Here is a 15,916-nt window from a genome sequence, read left to right as displayed (position 1 = left end):
CAATCCCTAGTGTAAGAAGGGGAAGCGGTTTTAATCTGATTGTTTGAGAGTAATTGAGACCTTTAAAAAGTAATAGAACGTCTTCGTATGCCATTAAAAATTTACCGATGATATACCTGTCCTACAATCAAGTGTTTTGGTTTATCAACAATTAAATCGAAAGGATTCGGATGCAGCAAGCGAAACCAAAAAATCTAGTATGTGACGATTAAAAAAGCCCTTTTTGAGGATGTAGCGCCTGCCAATTTATTTTATTCTCTTGAAAAAACTAATTAAGTGACGGCTTATTAGTAGCTTGTATCTTTATGTGAAACTCATTTAGCTCAGAGCTGCGATCAGAAAAATTGAATGAATCAATTTTTCTGCTTTCTGATAAATATAAAATCTCCGCCTTCGTCTCCTGTATCTTGAATTACCCCAAATTGAGGAACTGTATTAGTATTATTAAGGACAGCTGTTTCAAGTCCATAAAATAATTGCCGGGCGCTTATATACTTCCCCTCTGTATCAATTAATCTTTTGATAAAGTATTGCATGAATTTGCTTTCATCAGGCACAGCTGTAAGTGTCCCGCTTGTCATTGCTTTACGACTTGGCAACCGATATAAATTTGACATTCCATAGTCAGATAAATCGATGTCTCGCATTTTAAAAATGCTGCCACTAAAACAGGCATCTGTTATTAAAAGAGTATGCTTGGAGTTTATGCCTGCAATGTAATCCCGGATTGTGCTGTTTGAAATCCATGTTGACTTATCCTCGATCTTTGCATCAGATGGAAGCCAGTAGCCTATATTTATTCGTTCATCCCATACACCATGACCTGCATAAAAAATTAGAAGGTTGTCTTTTAAGGTGATCCTATCTGCAAGACTTTCCAGTTCTTTGATGATCTCTTGTCTGTTTGGATTGATAAGAATTGTCGATTTATCTATTTGGAAGTTAAAATTTTCAATCAGTATTTTTTGTAGGCTGTTTGCATCGTTAACTGCTTTGTTAAGATCACGTAAACGCTCGTTGTCAAATTGGTAATCATTTATCCCGATTATTAGACTATAGTATTTAGGCAAATTATTTTCCAAGTCAGGAATAGTTGAAGGCTCATTTTTATTCGATTTTATTGTTTTAGCCTCAGGAACATTTATTAATGTCTTTTGCTGCTTTCCAATGACGAATACCTTTGCTTGGCCCACACCAAACATTGTATCCCCTTGACGAATTTTAAAATGGATTGGAGTACTTACTCCAATAAGAGTAGCACTTTTTTGTGGGATGCTAAAGTTAACAGCCTCACTCAACCCTGAAAATTTTTGACCAATTACTGTATTAGTGAGTAAAAGAGAGATGGCAAGTGTTAGGATTACCTTCATTCTATTGGAATATTTTTTACAACAATCTCTAATTGATTAAAGCCGGGATAGTATAAATCTATCTTTATGGCAGGGATGACTAAATCTTCGTTCTCAACTTCAAATGTAAGTTCACCTCTAACAGGGATACCTCTAATACATTCTACTATTCCACTTGTCCCTTTATCAGTAATGGAGTGTGGCCCAAGTTTACTTAGAGTTGCTAAATACTGCCTTCCATCAATGGCGGTTAGTTGAGATGTATTTCTTATTCTATAGCCCTGAATTTCTTTTTCTGAATTCTGAGTTAAAGTAAACTCAATGAGTATCTTATCACCAGTTCGTTTAACCTTAAGCACTTCAATGGTTGAAGAGGCAACTGTTACTGGTTTTGGCATTGGCTTTCTCGATTCAGCTTCAACTTTGAATATAACAGAACCGTCTAAAGAGTTAATTTCTTTGTCGGCCGCCCAGACTATCTTTTTTCCGATTCCAGATTTAACTCCACTTTTAACATCTCCTGATACCTGAACCAATTCATTACTGAAACTCTTCCCCCCATCTACGGAGTACGAAAGTTTCACATAATAAGATGTGCCAGATATTCCATTTAGATCATAGCTTATGATTGCGTTGTTTCCTTGTTGTAAACTTGTAACGTTAGTAATACTTTGTGAGTAGGATCTAAGACAGATTAAAAAAATAATAATTGGCAGGATTTGTTTCATGGCTATCTAATTGTCGAACGAGTAAAGACTATCCAAATAAATCATTTATTATCAATTTGGCAAAACTGTATTCAATGGTGAAAAAGCCAATAGTTTACTTTTATATTGTCCAGAGTTCATGCTAATTTATTATGAGGCGAGATATTGTTGAAACGCGTCAGATATTGTGTCATTTAGCTTATGATTGTTTTTAGAAAATTGAACCAACAGCTTAAGACTGACTATTTGTAATAGTTCGTTTAATGAGTATAACCAGTACCCCTTTTTAAAGACTTGTTAGCCTTATCTTCCCAAGTCCTATAATGTTGGGAATGTTGCCTATATTTTTCTCCTCCTACCAAATCCCCCACTTTAAGCTTTATCAGGATATCAATTCAGTCATTTATTGAGTCCTTCTGCGCCATAAATAATGACTCAATATTTTTAAAAGAACCGAAAACCTCATTTTTAGTCTAAAAAAGGACTTTTAAGTAAAACCGGCCTGTTTCCTTAGGTAGCTGCCTACTTTATCTCAATCAAGTCAATTTCATTGACAAATGGCTTTTTTAACGGATTTCGACCATTTTTTATGCCCAGTCTAATTATTTAAGAAAGAGTCTAATGAAGTCTGCTCCAGTCTAATTTTTTAGCCTAAACCCACATTAAATGTCATAAAGTGGTAAGTTTTTCATTAAAAGTGTAAAAAAGTGTAGTAAAGTGGTTGAAAGTGGGAAAATTTTCCTTACGTTTGTTTAGGACAAAAAGACAACCACTACGTCTATGACCTTCTTTACCAGTGAGTATGAGATTAAGCTTGATGCCAAGGGCAGACTAGTTCTGCCTGCCCGGATCAAAGCCCAGCTACCCGATGCGGACAGCCAGGAGCTTGTGATACGGAGGGGTTTTGAGCAAAATCTTATTATTTACCCCATGGTAGAGTTCAAAAAGGTGTTCGCAAAAATTTCAGGATTAAGTGAATTCAATGAAGAGTACCGAAGTCTACAACGGAACTTCTTTGCTGGAATCGCAACGGTAGAGATGGACAATAACGGTCGCATACTCTTACCTAAAAACATGTTAACCTACGCCCAACTCGACAAAGATTTAATGTTGGTGGGGATGGGTAACCGTGTTGAAGTCTGGAATCCAACGCACTACGAAAAACACCTGATCCAAGATCCAAGTGAGTTGTCTAAACTGGCCGAGAAACATTTGATGGAGTAACATGGCGCAGACGATACATAGTAAAGTGTGTCGTTGCAAAGTGCAAATGTTTCGGTGGCTTCAAGCTACAGACTTCATGCCTCATGCAGAAATGCTAATGGGATGAAAGATTTTAAGAAGTTATTGATTTGACAAATGGGAATGGAGATAGTGGATAAGGTGTATGAAGTGGTTTCTGTTCTTCCGGCTGAGGAAAAATATGGAATGCGTTCTCAAATGACCAGAAGTGCAGTATCAATTCCTTCCAACATAGCTGAAGGAAGTGCAAAAACAAGTCAGAAGGATTATGCAAGGTTTCTTGAAATATCCTTGGGGTCAGTTTTTGAATTAGAAACACATTCGTTAGTAGTTCAACGCAGACAGTGGGTTGAAGAGAAGCAAATGAATGAGTTGTTAGAGTTGATTAAACGGGAGCAACAAATGCTTCAGTCGTTCTTAAAAAAGTTTTAATGATGGAGTTAGCGTGTAGCTTGAAGCCAACAGCGTGTAGCCTTAAAGCCACAAAACTATGAATAGCAATGAGCAAAATGCTCGAAGCTCGAAGCCCGAAGCTCAAGGCTATCATACCCCCGTCATGCTCACCGAGTGTATTGAAGCACTGAACATTCAACCGAATGGCATTTATGTAGATGCAACGTTTGGTGGGGGTGGACATAGCATTAAAATACTCGAACACATTAAAGAAGGCAGATTGCTTTCCTTCGATCAGGATGATGATGCGAAGCAGGAAGCAGAAAAGATAAACAGTCGTTCTTTCACATTTTGTCATACCAACTTTAAGTACTTAAAAAAGTATTTGAAGTTGAATGGAGTTACCAAAGTACAAGGCATACTGGCCGATCTTGGAATTTCATCGCATCAGATCGATTCACCCGAGCGTGGTTTTTCCACCCGCTTCGATGGACCGCTTGACATGCGCATGGATCAAAAGCAATCGGAAACAGCAGCCACCATAGTAAATGAATACAGGGAAGAAGATTTGCATAAAATCTTCGGTATGTATGGTGAGCTGAAGAATGCTAAAACTGCTGCCCGTATGGTAACTCAATATAGAGTTAATAAACCCTTTGCCAGAACGGAGGACTTAAAAGCTGCGCTGAGTAGCATAGCCCCCCGTGGTAAAGAGAACAAGTATTTCGCCCAGGTGTTTCAAGCGCTTCGCATTGAAGTTAACGCAGAGATGAAAGCCCTAGAAGATTTTTTGCACCAATGTGGCGAAGTGATAGAGAAAAATGGCAGGCTGGTAGTGATGAGTTACCACTCGCTGGAAGACCGGATGGTTAAGAACTACATCAACAAGGGAAAGGTATTTGGAGATGTAGAGAAAGATTTTTACGGAAATGAAATCAAACCTTTTGAAGCAATCAATCGCAAACCGATTGAAGCAACAGAAGCAGAGATAGAACAAAACAAAAGAGCAAGAAGCGCAAAGTTGAGGATAGCTAAAAAAATATAGTTGTTCGTTGTTAGTTTTTCGTTAATCGCGATCAACAATCAACGATCAACCACCAACAATACATGGAGAATAAATTCAAAATCGAACCCAAAAAGATTACTGCTGCCAAGGGTGAGCCTGGCAATAGTGTGTTTTCCGGGCTGGAGAAAAAACTGAATCTCGAAAGCTATTTTGAAGAGGGTTTTCCTATTCAGTATCTGCCTAAGATATTATTTGTATTAGGCTTGGCACTATTCTATATCGGCAATACCCATTACGCGGAAAAGACAGTACGGAAGATCAATCATATACAAGCAGAAGTAGAAGACTTACGCGCAGATTATACCACGCTGAAGTCAGACCTGATGTTTGCCAGCAAGCAAAGCGAAGTAGCCATAAAAGTGAAAGCCTACGGATTAAAAGAAAGTTTAACACCGCCCACTAAAGTAGTTGTAGAAGAAGGTGAATATTAAGAAGTCCATATTAATAAGAGTAAGGATTGCATTTTTGTTTGTAACCCTCTTTGCTATCGCTGTGGTAGTAAAGACAGGTCACATTCAGGTGATTGAAGGGGAGAAGTGGGCCGCTATGGGCGAGCGCATTTCTTTTGATTATAAAACTGTGCAGGCTACCCGAGGCAATATTTACTCAGACAACGGCAGCCTATTGGCAACGTCTCTTCCTTTCTATAAAATCGCATTCGATGCTACATTACCTAAAGATGAAGTGTTCAAAGAAGGCATTGACTCCTTAGCTTATCATTTATCTGTATTCTTTAAAGATAAATCCAAGACAGACTACAAGCGTATGCTCGTGGACGCACGATCTTCCGGTAAAAAATACGTTGTATTAAGTCGCAAGCAAATCGACTATCAGGATAAAAAGCAAATGATGGAATGGCCTATCTTCCGTGAAGGAAGATTACGTGGAGGTGCCATTTTCGAAAAGATTGACGTACGCCATCATCCTTTCTCGAACTTAAGCAGAAGAACCATTGGCTATGTAAATGAAGATAATAAAGGCGCAGGTCTTGAATACAGTTTCAATAATTACCTGGGGGGTCAGGATGGTTACGCTTACTACCAAAAAATTGCAGGAGGTATCTGGAAACCGATATTCGATGCTAATAATGTGAAAGCAGTAGATGGTATGGATTTGCAAACCACACTCGACATCAACTTACAAGATGTAACCGAAACTGCCTTACACAAGGCTATGGTGCAACACAATGCTGATGACGGATTAGTAGTAGTAATGGAAGTAAAGACAGGCGAGATTAAAGCCATTTCAAATTTGAGTAGCGATGGGAAAGGCAACTTCTCTGAACGTTTCAATTTTGCAACGGCAGGTCTATTCGAACCGGGTTCTACTTTTAAACTGGTAACCATGATTGCCTTATTAGAAGACAGTAACGTTGAATTAACAGATACTATTGATACAGGAAACGGAGAGGCTATCTTCTACAATAAAAAAGTAAGAGATCACGAAGAAAAAGGGTTGGGTAAAATATCAGTGCAAGAAGCATTCGAACATTCTTCCAACGTGGCTATGGCAAAGCTGGTAAACAAACAGTTTGGCAACAAACCACAGAAGTTTGTCGATTATATAGATCGTCTAAAATTATCGCAACCACTTGGCATACAGATTACAGGAGAGCCACAACCTAAAATTCATCGTCCGGGTGAAAAAGGTTGGAGTGGTATTTCACTTCCGTGGATGGCTTATGGTTATGGTTTTGAAATTACACCATTACATACACTGGCATTGTTTAATGCAGTAGCCAATGACGGTAAAATGATCAAGCCTGTTCTCGTAAGAGAGGTTAAAAAAGCAGATGATGTTGAAGAAGCATTCAAGACTGAAGTACTGAATGATAAAATTTGTTCTAACAAAACATTAATAAAACTCAAGCTTATGCTTGAAGGTGTTGTCGAACGTGGTACTGCAAAAAATATTCGAGGCACGCATTATCGCATTGCGGGTAAAACTGGTACTGCTCAAATTTTGGATAATGGCCGTTACACGCAACGATACATCACATCATTTGTAGGTTACTTTCCGGCACATGCCCCCAAGTACAGTGCTATTGTATTGATAAAAAATCCAAGAGGCTGGCAACAATATGGCAGTAGTGTGGCTGCACCAGTTTTTAAAGAGATAGCTGATAACATTTATTCAAGAGATATAGAGTTGCACATGGCCATGGATAAGAAAAGATTAATGGAAGATGATGCGCTTCCTGTAATCAGGGGTGGACATCAGGAAGAGTTAACGATGCTATGCAACGAGTTAGGTATTTCAACCCACTCCCAAACAGAAGAAGAGTGGGTGAAAACAGCAAGAGCAGGAGCAGGCGTTAATTTAAAGAAAGCAACCGTTGGAAAAGACCTGGTACCCGATGTAACCGGTATGACTTTCCGCGATGCAATTTTTTTATTAGAGCAATCGGGCTTAAGAGTTTTTTACGAAGGCAAAGGAAGAGTGGCTTCACAATCCATCTCTGCCGGTGCACGAATTAATAAAGGAGATAGAATTTATATACGACTAAGTTAAAAGAGTAAAGCCTCACCCCTAACCCCTCTCCTTTGGAGAAGGGACAGGGGTGAGGCAAAGGCCTATGGCAGAGTTAAAAGACATATTATACAAAGTATCACTTACGTCTACGTTCGGTAACATGAATGTGGAAGTAAGCAATATTGCTTTTGATTCGCGCTTAGTAAAAAACGGATTTTTGTTTGTGGCAGTGAAGGGCTCGACTTCTGACGGGCACGAGTTTATTGATAAAGCTGTAGCTAATGGCGCAGCTGTAATTGTTTGTGAAACATTACCCGCTACAATAAATGAAAAAATTACCTACATCACCGTCAAAGACAGTGCTCAGTCGCTGGGAATTATTGCTGCTAACTTTTTTGGCTCTCCGTCACAAAAATTAAAGCTAGTAGGTGTTACCGGTACCAATGGTAAAACAACCACAGCTACACTTTTGTATCAGTTGTTTGGTTCATTAGGACACCGTTGCGGATTGTTATCCACAGTTGTTAATAAAATTGTGGATAAAGATGTGCTAGCTACGCATACTACTCCTGACCCAATTCAACTTAATGCTTTGTTGAAGCAGATGTTGGAAGCAGGTTGTACTCATGTATTCATGGAAGTCAGCTCACATGCGGTAGATCAGGAACGTATTGCTGGTTTACACTTTACTGGAGCAATTTTTACCAACATCACCCACGATCACCTCGATTACCACAAAACCTTTGATAACTACATTCGTGCGAAGAAGAAGTTCTTTGATGAATTGAGCAGCAGTGCTTTTGCTTTGGTGAATGCAGACGATAAACGAGGTATGGTGATGCTTCAAAACACAAAGGCGAGGAAACAATCCTTTGGGTTGAAGAAGATGGTAGATTTTAAAGGTAAGATCATTACTAACTCCATTGAAGGACTTGAACTTGAAGTTAATAACAAGATTGTCTGGTTTAAACTGATCGGTGATTTCAATGCCTATAATTTGTTGGGTGTATATGGTGCTGCAGTTTTATTGGGTGAAGACTCAGATGAGGTATTACGGCACTTATCTAATCTGCAGGGTGCGCCAGGAAGATTCGAATTGGTAATGCCTGGCTCTAAAGTAATTGCCATTGTTGATTATGCGCACACACCAGATGCATTAAAGAATGTGTTAGATACTATTGCACAATTCAGAACTGGAAACGAACAGGTGATTACAGTAGTTGGCTGTGGTGGTAACAGAGACAAAACCAAGCGACCACTCATGGCCTCTATTGCTTGTCGTATGAGTGATAAAGTTGTATTGACTTCCGATAATCCTCGAGATGAAGAACCAATAGAGATTATCCGTGAAATGCAAACCGGTGTTATGCCATCTGAAGCGAGAAAGACTTTAGTAATGGCAGACCGTGAAGAAGCCATAAAAACTGCTTGTATGATGGCGAAGGAACGCGATATCATTTTGATTGCAGGAAAGGGACATGAGAATTACCAGGAGATAAAGGGAATTAAACATCCTTTTGATGATAAAGAAGTAGTGACGAGAATGCTGAAGCTTATTGTGAATTAGAAAATCGATTATTAAGTATGCTTTATTATTTGTTTGATTATTTAGATAAACAGTTTGACCTCATCGGAGCAGGTGTGTTCAGGTATATATCATTCCGTGCAGGAATGGCAGCTGTATTATCTTTAATCATTACTATTTTCTTTGGTAAGGCATTGATTAATTTTTTACGCAGACAGCAAGTAGGGGAAGATATTCGTGATCTAGGTTTACAGGGTCAGTTGGAGAAAAAGGGTACGCCTACAATGGGAGGCATCATCATCATCATGGCTATCTTAATTCCAACCATTCTTTTAGCCAAGTTGGATAATGTCTACGTGATTCTGCTAATCATCTCAACTATCTGGTTAGGTTTAATCGGATTCCTTGATGATTATATTAAAGTTTTCAAGAAAGATAAAAAGGGTTTAGCAGGGAGATTTAAAATTATCGGGCAAGTTGGGTTAGGACTTATTGTAGGCATTACACTTTCATTTAATGATAGTGTGGTAGTACGCGAAGTAAGTGTAAAGCCAGCGGAGCTTGCCAGTCTTGAAACATTATCATTACAAGAGCAAGAAAACAGACTTGAATACAAGGATGTACCCTCCACCAAAACAACACTTCCTTTTGTTAAAAATAATGAGCTTGACTACGGAAAATTACTTCCATTCATATCTACTGATTACACTTGGGTAGTTTATACACTAGTTGTAATCATTATTATCACTGCAGTATCGAATGGTGCTAACATTACCGATGGTATTGATGGTTTGGCCGCGGGCACTTCTGGTATCATTGCACTCACGCTGGCTATTTTCGCTTACTTATCAGGTCGTATTGACTTTAGCTCCTATTTGAACATCATGTACATTCCTAACTTGAGTGAGTTAGTAATTTTCTGTACGGCACTAGTCGGAGCCTGCTTGGGTTTCTTATGGTATAATGCTTATCCGGCTCAGGTATTTATGGGCGATACGGGCAGTCTTACTTTGGGTGGTGTTATTGCAGTTATCGCACTTGCCGTTCGCAAGGAATTACTGATCCCAATCCTGTGTGGTATTTTCCTGGTGGAGAATTTATCGGTGATTATCCAAGTTACTTATTTCAAATACACAAAGAAAAAGTACGGTGAAGGAAGAAGAATTTTCCTGATGTCGCCTTTACATCACCATTATCAAAAATTACAAATCCATGAAGCAAAAATTGTAACACGCTTCTGGATTGTAGGAATATTACTAGCCATACTAACACTAGCAACACTTAAGTTAAGATGAAGCAGAGAATAGTAATATTAGGTGCAGGAGAAAGTGGAACAGGGGCAGCCTTGTTGGCCAGCAAGAAGGGCTATGAAATTTTTGTTTCTGATCAATCACCAATTAAGGATAAATACAAGCAAGAATTACTGGCTCATAAAATTGATTTTGAAGAAGGTCAGCACACTGAAGCAAAAATTATCAATGCCTCTTTAATTATTAAGAGTCCGGGCATTCCTGATAAAGCAGAAATTATTAAAAAGTGTAAGTATGCTGGTATTGAAATTATTGATGAATTGGAATTTGGGTTCCGCTTTATCAAAGGAAAAGTAATTGCTATTACAGGCACCAACGGTAAGACAACAACAACGCTACTTACCTTTCATTTGCTTAAAGAAGCAGGTGTTAAAGTTGCATTAGCCGGAAATGTTGGTTTTAGTTTAGCCAGACAAATTGCAGAGCAAGATCACGACTGGTATGTAATAGAAATCAGTAGTTTCCAATTGGATGGCACTACTACATTTAAACCAGCAGTGGGTGTTTTGTTAAACATTACTCCTGATCATTTAGATCGCTACGAGTATCAATTGCAAAACTATATAAACTCGAAGTTCAGAATCACTCGACATATGAGTGATACAGATACTTTCATTTACTATGCAGATGATGCAATCCTGAAACATGAAGTAAAAGCAAGACCAATTGCTGGTCAACAACTGGCTATCTCTTTATCAGATGAATCAACACCGGTTCATTATGATGGGACAAGAATGAGCTTTGGTTTTAGTGAAGCATTTAAAATTGCTCAAAGTGAAACTACACTAAAGGGTCCACATAATCTGATCAATACTATGGCAGCGGTTTCTGCTGCTCAGTTGGCAGGTTTAAGTGAACAAGCCATTCGTAAAGGTTTAGCAACTTTCAAAAATGCACCCCATCGTCTCGAATCGGTGGCAGTAATTAATGGTGTCGAGTTTGTTAATGATTCAAAAGCAACAAACGTAGATTCAGTAGTGTATGGGTTGGGAAGTTATACAGGCCCACTCGTGTGGATCGCTGGCGGTGTAGATAAGGGTAATGATTACACATTAATTGAGAAAGAAGTAAAACAAAAGGTGAGAACCTTAATTTGTTTAGGTAAGGAAAATGACAAACTGAAGAAAGCTTTTGGCAATGTTGTGTCTACTATTAAAGAGACACAAAGTGTAAAAGAGTTGGTAAAAATGGCACTAGCAGAAGCTCAGAAGGGCGATGTGGTTTTGTTATCACCTGCGTGTGCAAGTTTTGATTTATTTAAGAATTATGAAGATCGAGGAGATCAGTTCAGATCTGCCGTATTAGAATTAAAAATGGAAGTGGAGGGCCAATCCAAATGAATCAAGTAAAAGCGTGGGCCGATAAAAATTTACAAGGTGACAAAGTCATCTGGGCCGTTGTGTTTGCATTATCAATGATCAGTATCCTTGTAGTGTACAGTTCCATTGGCACGCTGGCATTTAAGCGTACCGTGAGTCCTGAAAAGTTTTTGCTCACTCACACAATGCACGTGTTTATCGGACTTGCTGCCATGTGGTTTGCACATAAGGTTGACTATCGCTACTACTCTAAGTTATCCAAGATTGCTTTATTGGTAAGTGTTCCCCTATTGATTTACACTTTTACAAACGGAACAACCATCAATGATGCAGCACGTTGGATTCAGATTCCACTGATCGGAACATCCTTTCAACCATCTGATTTTGCGAGTTTAGCACTGATCGTAAACCTGGCCAGCATGTTGGCTAAACGTCAACAAAATATAGATGATATCAAGGAGTCTTTGATTCCGATTCTGTTTTGGTGTGGTATTATTTGTGGATTGATTGCATTAACCAATTTATCAACAGCGGTACTACTCTTAATAACATGTATGCTCATTATGTTTATCGGTCGTGTACCAGCGCGATATTTAGCCATGCTTGTTTTTGTTGGCTTACTATTCGGAGCACTGGCAGTCGCTTTTGGTGTCCGTGGTGAAACGGCAAAGAATCGTATCAAAAATTTTGTTAATGGTACTGAACTTCCTTTTCAGGCTAAGCATGCACGCATAGCCATTGCAACAGGAGGTGTAGCAGGAAAAGGACCAGGTAACAGCGATCAAAGAAATATACTACCACATCCGTATTCAGATTTTGTATATGCTATCGTAATTGAAGAGTACGGCATGATTGGCGGTATTGTAGTCTTGTTACTCTATCTCATTCTATTACATCGTGGGATGAAAGCAGCTTACAATAGTGAACGTGCTTTCGGAGGATTATTATCTGCCGGTTTAAGTTTTGACTTAGTCTGTCAGGCAATGGTAAACATGGGTGTTGTTGTTGGCCTTGGTCCCATTACTGGTCAGCCCTTACCCTTGATTTCTATGGGAGGTACATCAATGGTATTTACAGGACTTGCTTTAGGAATAGTGTTGAGTGTGAGCAGAGGAGAACAGCAAGATCAAGTGTGGGATAAACAGAAAGGTGAACAGGAAATTAAAGAGAAAAATCTAACTGCGAAGGCAGCATAACAGCTGCATGCTTTACGCTTCAAGCCTCAAGCTTGCAGCCTGAAGCGTAAAGCGATTAAAAGGATAAGTAAAGAGTTGAAAAAGGAAAAACCATATCGTCTCATCATCAGTGGAGGAGGAACCGGAGGACACATCTTCCCAGCCATCGCCATTGCTAATGAATTCCGTCAGCGGTATCCGGATGCACAAATTTTATTTGTTGGTGCACAGGGTAAAATGGAGATGGTACGTGTTCCTGAAGCAGGCTATAAAATTATTGGTTTGTGGATCAGTGGTATTCAACGCAAGCTTACATGGAAAAATTTGTTGTTCCCTTTTAAACTTGTGTTTAGTTACCTGAGGGCTGTTGCCATCTTACAAAGATTTAAACCACATGCGGTTATAGGCACAGGTGGTTATGCCAGTGGCCCTATTATGATGGCAGCCACTCGATTAGGATATGCAACAGTTATTCAGGAACAAAATTCTTTTGCAGGATTAGCTAACAAACAAGTTGCCAGTCGTGTAAAGAAAGTATGTGTTGCCTACGAGGGCATGGAGAATTATTTTCCTAAAGAGAAGATTGTATTAACAGGTAATCCGGTTCGTAAAGATTTATTAGAAATTGATTCGAAGCGAAGCAAGGCACTTGGCCATTTTGGTTTCGATGCAAACAAGAAAACACTTTTGATTATAGGAGGGAGTCTTGGTGCCAGAACAATCAACAAAAGTATTTTGAAGAACGTGGAAAAGCTTCAAGAAACAGAAGTACAGATAATCTGGCAAACAGGTAAAGGCTACTATGTCGACTGTAAAGAAGCTTTATCAAAATATGATTTGCGTAGAGTGCGTCTGTACGACTTTTTAAAAGAGATGGACTTGGCTTATGCTGCCGCTGATGTGGTTATTTCCAGAAGTGGCGCGCTGGCCGTTTCTGAACTTTGTATTGCGGGTAAGGCTACTATACTAGTGCCCTCACCCAATGTAGCGGAAGATCATCAAACAAAAAATGCAATGGCTTTAGTTATTAAGGACGCAGCGGTTTTAGTAAAAGATGTTGACGCGATGAAAAGCTTAGTTGATACTGCTTTAACAGTGCTATTTGACGAGGTGCGTTGTCAACGATTACAAACAAATATAAAAGCATTGGCCAGACCTGGTGCTACAAGTGATATAGTAAATGAAATTGAGGAATTGATTAAGTGAGACTAGACAAATACGATATTATTTATTTCCTCGGGATTGGAGGTATAGGCATGAGTGCTCAGGCACGTTGGTTTATTAAAAAAGGACTACACGTATTTGGTTACGATAAAACATCCACTGCACTAACGGAGGCCCTGCAAGCAGAAGGTATGCAGATTCATTTTAATGATGCTGTAGACGCCATCCCTGCATTAGTAAAAGAAAATAAGGAGAAGACGCTTATAATTTACACACCGGCAATTCCCAAAGATCACGCTGAACATGCATACCTGAAGGAAAACGGTTACACGATTTTGAAGCGCTCAGAAGTATTGGGTCTGCTTACTAAAAATTACAAGACTATTGCTGTGGCGGGAACTCACGGCAAGACGACCACTTCATCCATGGTGGCACATATTTTAAAAGTAGCTGATCGAAAGATGGTAGCTTTTTTGGGTGGTATTACTACAAACTATGAGTCAAATCTTGTTATGAATGGTGAGGTAACAGACGATACCCTTGTAGTTGTAGAGGCTGATGAATTTGATCGCTCCTTCTTAAAATTATTTCCTGAAGTGGCTATCGTTACCAATGCTGATCCTGACCACCTTGATATTTATGGTGATCATGAAAGTGTAATTACTTCATTTAAAGATTTTGTAAAACAGATTAATAAGAAAGGATCGTTAATCATTCATGAATCTATTGATGATTTATTAACCCACGACTTAAAAGATATTGCAAAGGTTAATTACAGTATGAGTCGGGGAGATTTTTTTGCCGAGCACATTACTTCGAAAGGAGGATTTTTTGAGTTTGACCTTCACGGTTTCGGAAAAGTTCAACATATCTCTCTCGGTATCCCCGGTTTTCATAATGTAGAAAATGCAATTGCTGCTGCTGTGGCCACACATAAAGTAGGAGTTGATTTGGCGACAATTAAGCAGGCACTTACTTCTTTTAAGGGAGTAAAGAGAAGGTTTGAGTTTATCCTTAAAGGAAGTAATGTAACTTTTGTTGATGACTATGCGCATCATCCTACAGAGATTGAAGCCTTCTTGCGATCATTGAAATCAATGTATCCTCGTAAAAAGTTGTCGGTAATCTTTCAGCCACACTTGTTTACACGTACCCGCGATTTTGCAAAAGGTTTTGCAGAAAGCTTGAGTCTGGCAGATGAATTGTTCTTAATGGACATCTATCCCGCGCGTGAGTTACCCATTGAAGGTGTTGATTCCAATATCATTTTTAAAGATGTAACAAGTAAGAAGAAGGTAAGATGCTCCAAAGAGGATTTGATGGCAGCATTAGGAGATTCTACACTGGAGCTGGTGGCGACAGTAGGCGCTGGCGATATTGATACGTTTGTACAACCAATTAAAAAAATGTTGACTGAAAAGTATGAAGCTTAAACTCAACATGCGAAATGAAATCAAAGGTGTGCTGGCACTTGCTGCGCTCCTGGTACTCATTGCTTTTGCTGAACGTGAAACAAACGATACTGCTGTGAAGCAAATTTCGATTGATATAGATAACATAGAGAATAACCATTTTATTGATGAAGAAGATGTAAGACGATTAATGCAATTCAATCAACAAAATCTGATCGGTGCATCAATGGGTAGTATCAGTTTGAAGGAAATTGAAAAACGCATTAAGGCTGATAAGTTTATAGAAGATGCAGAATTGTATAGTGATCTTAAGGGTAATCTGTTGGTGAATGTAGACTTGCGCAGACCTATCGCACGTATTGTGCGCAACGATGGACCTGATGGTTATATCGCTGAAGACGGAACTGTTATGCCAGTCTCTGAAAAGTTCACAGCAAGAGTTATTCTGATCAGTGGTTCGTATGCCCACAACCTATTGGCTATGGGTAATTTGAATAAAACAGAAGAAGGAAAACAACTGTTGGCACTGATAGAAATGATTGAGGATGATGATTTTTGGAAGGCACAAATAGCACAATTAGACATCGATTCTAAGCGGAATATCAATCTTTTTCCACAGGTGGGGGATGAGTTGATTGAATTCGGTCAAGCGGATAATGCAGAGGAGAAATTGAAGAAGTTGATGATTTTCTACAAAGAGATACTCCCTGTGAAGGGATGGAATAAATATAAGCGAGTTAATCTCCAATACGAAGGACAAATCGTAGCGGAATAATTTAAAA

14 protein-coding genes are annotated in these 15,916 nt (G+C 39.0%); 12 read left to right on the top strand and 2 right to left on the bottom strand.

Annotated elements, in window-relative coordinates:
* Window positions 1-353: 353 nt before the first annotated feature.
* Together SanaruYs_RS17310 and SanaruYs_RS17305 are read right to left on the bottom strand one after the other, a co-directional pair.
* A complete protein-coding gene (locus SanaruYs_RS17310) occupies window positions 354-1,370 on the bottom strand; it encodes a caspase family protein (RefSeq protein WP_127123863.1) in 1,017 nt (338 codons plus the stop codon).
* Complete coding sequence (locus tag SanaruYs_RS17305; RefSeq protein ID WP_127123862.1) at window positions 1,367-2,077, bottom strand: hypothetical protein; 711 nt, start codon at window positions 2,075-2,077, stop codon at window positions 1,367-1,369. The genes SanaruYs_RS17310 and SanaruYs_RS17305 overlap by 4 nt, the downstream gene beginning before the upstream one ends.
* A gap of 759 nt (window positions 2,078-2,836) precedes the next feature.
* Between SanaruYs_RS17305 and mraZ the strand changes: the two genes are divergently transcribed.
* The 12 genes from mraZ (at window position 2,837) to SanaruYs_RS17245 (ending at window position 15,909) form a co-directional block, all read left to right on the top strand.
* Window positions 2,837-3,280 carry a division/cell wall cluster transcriptional repressor MraZ gene (mraZ, locus tag SanaruYs_RS17300; RefSeq protein ID WP_127123861.1) on the top strand — a complete coding sequence of 148 codons (444 nt, stop codon included), beginning with the start codon at window positions 2,837-2,839 and terminating at the stop codon, window positions 3,278-3,280.
* A gap of 141 nt (window positions 3,281-3,421) precedes the next feature.
* The gene (locus tag SanaruYs_RS17295; protein WP_160118708.1) at window positions 3,422-3,730 is read left to right on the top strand and encodes a four helix bundle protein; all 309 of its coding nucleotides are present in this window, start codon (window positions 3,422-3,424) and stop codon (window positions 3,728-3,730) included.
* A gap of 58 nt (window positions 3,731-3,788) precedes the next feature.
* Window positions 3,789-4,736, top strand: a complete 948-nt coding sequence (gene rsmH, locus SanaruYs_RS17290) for a 16S rRNA (cytosine(1402)-N(4))-methyltransferase RsmH (protein ID WP_246011938.1) — start codon at window positions 3,789-3,791, stop codon at window positions 4,734-4,736.
* 62 nt (window positions 4,737-4,798) lie between these two features.
* The gene (locus tag SanaruYs_RS17285; protein WP_170177240.1) at window positions 4,799-5,188 is read left to right on the top strand and encodes an FtsL-like putative cell division protein; all 390 of its coding nucleotides are present in this window, start codon (window positions 4,799-4,801) and stop codon (window positions 5,186-5,188) included.
* A 34-nt stretch (window positions 5,189-5,222) separates the two neighbouring features.
* A complete protein-coding gene (locus SanaruYs_RS17280; RefSeq protein ID WP_306307942.1) occupies window positions 5,223-7,268 on the top strand; it encodes a PASTA domain-containing penicillin-binding protein in 2,046 nt (681 codons plus the stop codon).
* Between the two features lie 64 nt (window positions 7,269-7,332).
* Window positions 7,333-8,796 carry a UDP-N-acetylmuramoyl-L-alanyl-D-glutamate--2,6-diaminopimelate ligase gene (locus SanaruYs_RS17275; RefSeq protein WP_127123858.1) on the top strand — a complete coding sequence of 488 codons (1,464 nt, stop codon included), beginning with the start codon at window positions 7,333-7,335 and terminating at the stop codon, window positions 8,794-8,796.
* 17 nt (window positions 8,797-8,813) lie between these two features.
* The gene (gene mraY / locus SanaruYs_RS17270; RefSeq protein ID WP_127123857.1) at window positions 8,814-10,049 is read left to right on the top strand and encodes a phospho-N-acetylmuramoyl-pentapeptide-transferase; all 1,236 of its coding nucleotides are present in this window, start codon (window positions 8,814-8,816) and stop codon (window positions 10,047-10,049) included.
* Complete coding sequence (gene murD / locus SanaruYs_RS17265) at window positions 10,046-11,404, top strand: UDP-N-acetylmuramoyl-L-alanine--D-glutamate ligase (protein WP_127123856.1); 1,359 nt, start codon at window positions 10,046-10,048, stop codon at window positions 11,402-11,404. The genes mraY and murD overlap by 4 nt, the downstream gene beginning before the upstream one ends.
* The gene (locus SanaruYs_RS17260) at window positions 11,401-12,579 is read left to right on the top strand and encodes an FtsW/RodA/SpoVE family cell cycle protein (RefSeq protein WP_127123855.1); all 1,179 of its coding nucleotides are present in this window, start codon (window positions 11,401-11,403) and stop codon (window positions 12,577-12,579) included. Before murD ends, SanaruYs_RS17260 begins: the two co-directional genes overlap by 4 nt.
* A gap of 75 nt (window positions 12,580-12,654) precedes the next feature.
* A complete protein-coding gene (gene murG, locus SanaruYs_RS17255; RefSeq protein ID WP_127123854.1) occupies window positions 12,655-13,764 on the top strand; it encodes an undecaprenyldiphospho-muramoylpentapeptide beta-N-acetylglucosaminyltransferase in 1,110 nt (369 codons plus the stop codon).
* Window positions 13,761-15,155 carry a UDP-N-acetylmuramate--L-alanine ligase gene (gene murC / locus SanaruYs_RS17250; protein ID WP_127123853.1) on the top strand — a complete coding sequence of 465 codons (1,395 nt, stop codon included), beginning with the start codon at window positions 13,761-13,763 and terminating at the stop codon, window positions 15,153-15,155. Before murG ends, murC begins: the two co-directional genes overlap by 4 nt.
* On the top strand, window positions 15,145-15,909 hold the full coding sequence (locus SanaruYs_RS17245) for a cell division protein FtsQ/DivIB (RefSeq protein WP_127123852.1): 765 nt from the start codon (window positions 15,145-15,147) through the stop codon (window positions 15,907-15,909). The genes murC and SanaruYs_RS17245 overlap by 11 nt, the downstream gene beginning before the upstream one ends.
* Window positions 15,910-15,916 lie beyond the last annotated feature (7 nt).

The organism is Chryseotalea sanaruensis, assembly GCF_003990915.1.
Taxonomy (GTDB): Bacteria; Bacteroidota; Bacteroidia; order Cytophagales; family Cyclobacteriaceae; genus Chryseotalea; species Chryseotalea sanaruensis.
Note: the sequence above shows the minus strand (reverse complement) of the source record. Positions and strands in the feature narration are given on the sequence as shown.

Coding starts and splice junctions, on each gene's coding strand:
- SanaruYs_RS17310 (WP_127123863.1), bottom strand. CDS start 1,370: ATGAAGGTAATCCTAACACTTGCCATCTCTCTTTTACTCACTAATACA.
- SanaruYs_RS17305 (WP_127123862.1), bottom strand. CDS start 2,077: ATGAAACAAATCCTGCCAATTATTATTTTTTTAATCTGTCTTAGATCC.
- mraZ (WP_127123861.1), top strand. CDS start 2,837: ATGACCTTCTTTACCAGTGAGTATGAGATTAAGCTTGATGCCAAGGGC.
- SanaruYs_RS17295 (WP_160118708.1), top strand. CDS start 3,422: ATGGAGATAGTGGATAAGGTGTATGAAGTGGTTTCTGTTCTTCCGGCT.
- rsmH (WP_246011938.1), top strand. CDS start 3,789: ATGAATAGCAATGAGCAAAATGCTCGAAGCTCGAAGCCCGAAGCTCAA.
- SanaruYs_RS17285 (WP_170177240.1), top strand. CDS start 4,799: ATGGAGAATAAATTCAAAATCGAACCCAAAAAGATTACTGCTGCCAAG.
- SanaruYs_RS17275 (WP_127123858.1), top strand. CDS start 7,333: ATGGCAGAGTTAAAAGACATATTATACAAAGTATCACTTACGTCTACG.
- mraY (WP_127123857.1), top strand. CDS start 8,814: ATGCTTTATTATTTGTTTGATTATTTAGATAAACAGTTTGACCTCATC.
- murD (WP_127123856.1), top strand. CDS start 10,046: ATGAAGCAGAGAATAGTAATATTAGGTGCAGGAGAAAGTGGAACAGGG.
- SanaruYs_RS17260 (WP_127123855.1), top strand. CDS start 11,401: ATGAATCAAGTAAAAGCGTGGGCCGATAAAAATTTACAAGGTGACAAA.
- SanaruYs_RS17245 (WP_127123852.1), top strand. CDS start 15,145: ATGAAGCTTAAACTCAACATGCGAAATGAAATCAAAGGTGTGCTGGCA.